Source organism: Cyanobium sp. BA20m-14 (assembly GCF_024346295.1).
Genome location: NZ_JAGQCR010000191.1, coordinates 1 through 6,130 on the forward strand (window position 1 = coordinate 1; position 6,130 = coordinate 6,130).

The following is a 6,130-nucleotide window of genomic DNA, read 5'->3' on the forward strand; positions in this document are numbered from 1 at the left end:
TGTTCGCTTCGGGTTCTTCCCCCTTGCGCGCAGTCCAAAAACATATCACCTCCAACGCCCTTCTGGCAAGGATCAGCCCACCAGCGCATCGGCCCAGGGCATGAAGCGGGCCAAGGTTTCCGGCCGATCGGCCGCCAGCACAGGGAAATCGGCTGCAGACAGATCGGAACCAGCATCGATCGATTCCGGTGATCGCACCAGCCAACGAATCGGGCAGTCCAACTCGCTGAGCACCAACCACGCTGCTGCCAGATCCCAGATTTTGGGAGTGGCCTCAAGTGCTGAGATCGTTTGCCCCATCGCCACACTGACAAGATTGAGGCTTGCCACCCCAAGCAAACGGATTTTCCCAGGGAAGCGTTGATTGGGCAGCTTTTGCAGCACTCCTATCGAACGGCTACACAAGGAAGCGCAGCCAGCAGGGTGGCTCTGCCCGGAGGGAGCCAGCAGGAGGCGACCATTGCGCCAGGCACCCTGACCACGTATCGCCACGATCCGCTGCCGAAGTGGTGGCACATCCAGCACGGCAAGCACCGGACGCCCAGCCTCAAAACGCGCTATGGAAATGGCCCAGTAGGGAATCCCAGCCGCAAAATTAGTGGTGCCATCCAGGGGATCAACCACCCAATAAGCAGAGGTCTTAGGCACTGTTTTGTCGCCTTCCTCGCTCAGCACCCCTTCACCGGGAAACAGGCGAGCCAATCCTTCAACCAGGGTCGCATCACTCCAGCGATCACAGGCCGTGATCAGGCTGCCGTCTGATTTGAGATCGGAGGCCATATGACCGAAATCGGCCCGCTGCCGGTCAGCCACAAGATCAATCAGCTCAACCAGGCCTGGATTGAGATCTGGGGGGTAAAGCACTGAGGGTTCTTGGTTCATCCGAGCTCTAGGGCCAGCACCTTGCTGAGGCTGCGACCCGTATCCTCCCTGAATTGGCGCAGGTTGACGCGCCTCAGCAACACCAGGGCACCAAAAGCAACCAGCACCTCCACGCTTAAAACCATGGCGTAGGGGAAATAAACAGACGGGGCAAGCTCGAAAGCCTGCTGGAGAGAACGAGCTAGATCAAGCAGTCCACCACCGAGCATTTTCCCTAAGGCCCTTGATAAGGCCTGGGCCAGACCCCAGACCCCTACAAAGGTGCCAGCAGCCTCCGGCAAGGTGAGATCAAGCATCAGCACTAGGGCGCTGTTGGTCCCTATGCCCGCCGCCAAGCCAAACAGGAGCATGACCACCTGCAGCACCGGCACACGGGGCTCCAAACCAGCTAGTGCCAAACACACCAGGCTGACCAAAATCAGCTGGCAACCCAGTCGCGCCGTTGCCAACTTGCCGAGCCTGGGCACGATCCACAGCCCAGCAAGCAGCAAGCCCGTCAAAGTTCCCATACCCCAAATGGCGTTCAGGGATGCCGTGGCTGCAATCGGCATGCCAAACACGTCTGCTGCGTAGCTCTCAAGAATGGGGTCCTGTAGAAACAAGCCGAGGGTGAACAGCACAAGAAAGGAGAAAAAAACCAGGACCTGACGGCTTGAGCTGACAAGTGCCCAGGCCTGGGCGAGGGTGATGGAATCCTCCCGGCGCTGCCCGCCCGCAGGCAAGTCAAGTTGCTTGTTGCTGGGTTCGAGCCCAACGGTGGCAACAACCGTGAGCACAAGCACCACTGCGGCCACCCGGCCCATGAAGCCAAGTAATACAGGCTCCAAAAGGGCAGGATCGGTGATGCCATCAAGACTGCGCAAGCTCAGATTGATCGAGATTGCCCCAATCACAATGCCCACAGTGAGCAGACACCAAATCAAGCCCACCGCCCGGGGCCGCTCAGCCTCGCTGGTGCGATCAATTACGAGGGCGAGATAGGGGGTGGTGGCGAGGGAAATCGCCAGACCATAAAGAGCAAACAGCCCGCAAAGCGCCGTGATTCCCAATGCCAGCTCAGGCTGGGAAGCAGCTTCAAGCAAGCGACCCACATGAAAGATCAGGGGAACGGACAGCACCGCCAAGCCACAAAACAGGGCAGTACCCAGCCATATATATGGAAGCCGGTGACGCCCCGCCCAGGGATGGGCATCTGAAATTTGGCCGAACAACACCCTGGAGGGAGCAACAAACTGTTCAAATGCCAGCGCGCCACCAACCAGTAGGCCGGGGAACTCAAGTTCGCTGAGCATGACCCTATTGAGCAGGCCCGCGAAGATGACGGCCAGGCAGCCCAAACAACCCTGGAACAAACCCAATCGCAGGGTGTTGGGCAGCCCAAATGAAGGCTGTGGATCAACAGATGACGCCACCACGGCGTCAGACGGCTCCCTGGGCAGCGGCCTGGCAGGCAGGGATCAGGGGCGTGGGTTCGACGGGAAGATCTGAAGCGCCGGCAGGCTTGACTGCCGGTAGGGACTGGGGCGTGCAACCAGCCACTTGATCTAGGCCAGTTCGGCGACGAAGTTCGGCAAGACGCTTGTTGTAGTCAGTGATTGAACCGGAATAGCGCACCTCTGCCTGAGTGAGATCTCGCTGGTTGTCCACCACCTCTCGCTGGGTTGTCACACCAGCCTGGAAGCGCAGACGAGCTAGCCGCAAGGATTCGCGCGCCGAAATCACCTCCCTAGAGGTAGTCACAATGTTGCGGTTGTTTTTCTCGAGTTCATAGAAACTTGTTTCAACCTCCTGGCGAATGCCATCTCGTCGCTGGGCGAAGCGAAAAGTATTTTCTTGGGCAAGCTGCTTATTTTGCCGTGATTGGGCCGCAGCTGCTCCGCCATCAAAGAGGCGCCAGCTCAGGTTGAGGCCAATAGCAGTGTTGTATTCCGTTCCATCGCCTGCGGGGTCGTTTAGAACTTGAGGATCTTGGCCGTCAAAAACGCTGCCTGAAAACGCAGCAAATATGTTTAGGAAGGGCTGAACAGCACCCAATGCTGCATTTGCCTGGCTGTTAGCGATTGAGATATCCAGCAAAGCCTGATCCAGCTCTTCACGGAATGTATAAGCCGCAACAATGCTTTCCTGCAACGAGGGCTGCCAAATGCCAAAGACCCTTGCCGGATCCTTAGCGGTTGGGGTTACATTTTGGGGTAAATCCAAAAGAGCTGCCAAGGTGCGGCGAGCGATTGCTTGGGCAGCGAGAGAGTTGGTCAAGAGCTGCTGATCACGGGAAAGCTGGGTTTCAGCTTCAAGCACCTCTAGCTTTGTAGCCACACCAGCCTGAAATCTTGCCTTGGAGTCTCTCAAGCTAACTAAAGAAGCGCGTACGGACTCCTGACCAATACGGACTTGGTCGTCAGACTGCTGGAGATCAAAATATGAAGAAGCTGCCTGCAATCGCAGATCCCGTAGAGCAATGACGTATTGGAACTTGGCCTTTTCAAATTGATCACGCGCCGCTGCTATAGTAGGCACCCGCTGAGGATTGATTAGTGACCACTGGGCCGTGATGGCAGCTCCTAAATCCCAACGATTAATGACCTGAGTCTGCTTAACACCGTTAAACACCGTGTTGCTCTGCTCACCGGTGTTATAAACGGGTAGTGAATTTGCCTCCAAGTTGAGGCTGGGATACCACTGAGAAATTTGGGCTCGAAGATTGCTCTGAGCCTGATCTACCTGGCTAGCAATCGCCTTGAGATTGGGGTTATTGACCTCGGCAAGATTTTCTACTTCAACTAAACCAAGGGGGCGCAACTCGGTTATTCGCACTTGCTCTGGCTTAACCGGCAGCGCCAAGGAGGCGGGTGCGGGCAGATTCTCAAGCCCAGGAGCCAGCTTGGTGGCTGCCGGAGTCACGAGGGTTGGGTTTAGGCGTGGCCGATAGCCCCGCAACTTGGTAGTGGAGTCGCCACGCAGGGCTTCAGGTGCCAGTGGCAACGGTGGAGGCATGGGCAAAGTCAAATCCGCCTGGGAAGCAGCAGTCGCTGGCTTGTCCTGAGCTTGGGCTGCAAAGGCCAGAAAAGGGGGACCCAGCAGGCAAAGCAGAGCTAAGCGGGAAGTGAAATTGAGCACGTAAACATCAGCCTAATCCCGAACATTGTAAGGAGTTAATGGAAACCTGCCTAAACATGAGGCCACAAGGTCGTCTGCACCCTTCAGCAGCTGCACAGGCACCGGCAGCTGGGCCTCGACCTCAGCCAGGCTGAGGTCGTCGAGGAATACCGGTTCGCCCTGGCGCAGCATTACCGCTGGCAGCAGCAAGGCCTCGCCCAAATCCAAGCCAGCCAAGCCGGTAAGCAGATCAGAACCGGTCAGCAGGCCCGTAACCACCTGCTCCTGACCCCAGTAAGGGCTGGGCAAGCCATGCAAAATCAGGTCAAGCCCCTCAACCGCATTGAGCCTGGCTACCACGGGCTCGAGAGCTTCGGCCACCAGCTGGCCCACCACCCAGCTCAGCCGCCGCGGCCTGGCCAGGGCCTTGGGCAGCTTCCGGGTAGCGAGCTCAAGCGCCTCGATAAAGGCGCGAATGCTGCCGACGCCGTTTTCCTGCTGGGGTAGGTCCTCGTAATCTGCCCGGGGGGGAAGCGGCAGCCCCGCCATCAAATACCACTCATCGGACAACCAAACGAAACGACTGCCCAGATCTCGCTGAAAGCCCTGCTGCAAGGGCTCCACCAAGGCGATTACCTGGCGGGCAGACTGGCGATCTACGGGTACGAGGGCATCCCCATCGGGACGAAAACGGGTAAGCCCCACGGGCACCACTGCCACGGAGAGCACCGCGGGCCAATCGCCAGCGCCAAATTGGGCCAAATCCTGCAAGGTGCGCAGTAGGGCCGGGCCATCGTTGATACCAGGGCACACCACCACCTGGGCGTGGATCTGCAAATCGCGCTGGGCGAACCAGCCAAGCTGATCCAGCAGCAGAGCGGCCCGAGGATTGACTAGCAAACGGCTACGCAGCTCAGGCTCGGTGGCATGGACGGAAACGAACAAGGGCGAAAGCCGCTGTTCCTCTATCCGCTGCCAATCAGCGGCGGTGAGGTTGGTGAGTGTTAGGTAGGAGCCGTAAAGAAAACTGAGCCGGTAATCATCATCTTTGAGGTAGAGACTGCTGCGGCGACCCGGTGGCTGCTGGTCGATGAAGCAGAACGGACAGGCGTTGTTGCACTGCTTGAGGCCATCGAACAAAGCTTCAGTGAATCCCAGGCCCAAGCCCTCATCGAGATCCTTCTCCAACTCAACCGTATGCAGGGATCCGTCTGGATCTTCAACTTCCAAGGTGAGCTCTTCCTCTCCCACCAACATCTGAACATCGATCAGATCCCGTGGACGCTTGCCATTGATGCTGAGCAGGCGATCGCCCGGCTGAAAGCCCAACTCCTCAGCGATCGAACCAGGCTCCACCGAGGCAACCACGGCAGGGGCCGGCAAGCGCACCGCCCCTGGAGAGCTGCTATCGAGAGCAGCTAGGGCAATCCCCGCAGAGGGCTCATTCCACACGACGTTAGGGGCTGCTAGGGATTCAGGCTCCCATCCTGGCGCCAAGCCAAATCAATATGCCTACCCCGAAGACCAGGCGATAGGCGACAAATACCCAGGTGCTGTTCGTTTGCAGAAAGCGCAGCAACCAGGCGATCGCCAACCAGGACACCATCGCAGCGGCAACGATTCCCACAAGCAAGGGCACGGCGCCGCCACCAGTTGGAGCACTGAATGCCTCCTTGAGGGACACCAGCCCCGCCAGGGTGATTGCCGGAATGCCCAACAAAAAGGAGAAGCGGGCGGCGGCCGGGCGCTGCCAGCTGTCAAACAAAGCGGCAGTGAGGGTGCTCCCCGAGCGGGAAACGCCTGGCACCAGAGCCAGGGACTGAGCCAGGCCGACCCAGACGCCATCACGGGGCTGCACATCAACCAGCTCGCGGCGACGGCTACCCACCAGCTCAGCCAGAGCCAGCAACAGGGCCATCACGATCGACACGACCGCGATCGAGGCCATGCTGCGCAGCGGCGAGTTGTCGTAATCGGGCACCCAAAGCTTCAAAGCCAAACCAGCAAAAACAATCGGCAGAGTGCCCAGGGCAATGGCGACACCCATGCGAGCGGAGGGGTCGCCCCACTGACCGTGACGGCAGGCCCGGCCCACACCCCTGATCACTTCAGCCATGTCTGAGCGGAAATAAGCCAACACCGCCGCGATGCT

The 6,130-nt window shown here is 58.7% G+C and carries 5 protein-coding genes; all 5 read right to left on the reverse strand.

Going from position 1 to position 6,130, the window contains the following annotated elements; translation table 11 throughout:
• Positions 1-72 precede the first annotated feature (72 nt).
• A complete protein-coding gene (locus KBZ07_RS14790; protein ID WP_254932325.1) occupies positions 73-882 on the reverse strand; it encodes an inositol monophosphatase family protein in 810 nt (269 codons plus the stop codon).
• Positions 879-2,240, reverse strand: coding sequence for a BCD family MFS transporter (locus tag KBZ07_RS14795; RefSeq protein WP_254932326.1), 1,362 nt, complete (start codon positions 2,238-2,240; stop codon positions 879-881). Before KBZ07_RS14795 ends, KBZ07_RS14790 begins: the two co-directional genes overlap by 4 nt.
• 61 nt (positions 2,241-2,301) lie before the next feature.
• The gene (locus tag KBZ07_RS14800) at positions 2,302-3,876 is read right to left on the reverse strand and encodes a TolC family protein (protein ID WP_254932327.1); all 1,575 of its coding nucleotides are present in this window, start codon (positions 3,874-3,876) and stop codon (positions 2,302-2,304) included.
• Positions 3,877-4,011: 135 nt separating this feature from the next.
• On the reverse strand, positions 4,012-5,430 hold the full coding sequence (locus KBZ07_RS14805; RefSeq protein ID WP_254932328.1) for a TIGR03279 family radical SAM protein: 1,419 nt from the start codon (positions 5,428-5,430) through the stop codon (positions 4,012-4,014).
• A gap of 22 nt (positions 5,431-5,452) precedes the next feature.
• Positions 5,453-6,130: undecaprenyl-diphosphate phosphatase (locus KBZ07_RS14810; protein ID WP_254932329.1), on the reverse strand; the 678-nt coding region annotated here is incomplete at its 5' end.

Excerpts from the sequence above, each read along its gene's own strand:
- KBZ07_RS14800 (WP_254932327.1), bottom strand. The coding sequence starts at position 3,876 with ATGCCTCCACCGTTGCCACTGGCACCTGAAGCCCTGCGTGGCGACTCC.
- KBZ07_RS14790 (WP_254932325.1), bottom strand. The coding sequence starts at position 882 with ATGAACCAAGAACCCTCAGTGCTTTACCCCCCAGATCTCAATCCAGGC.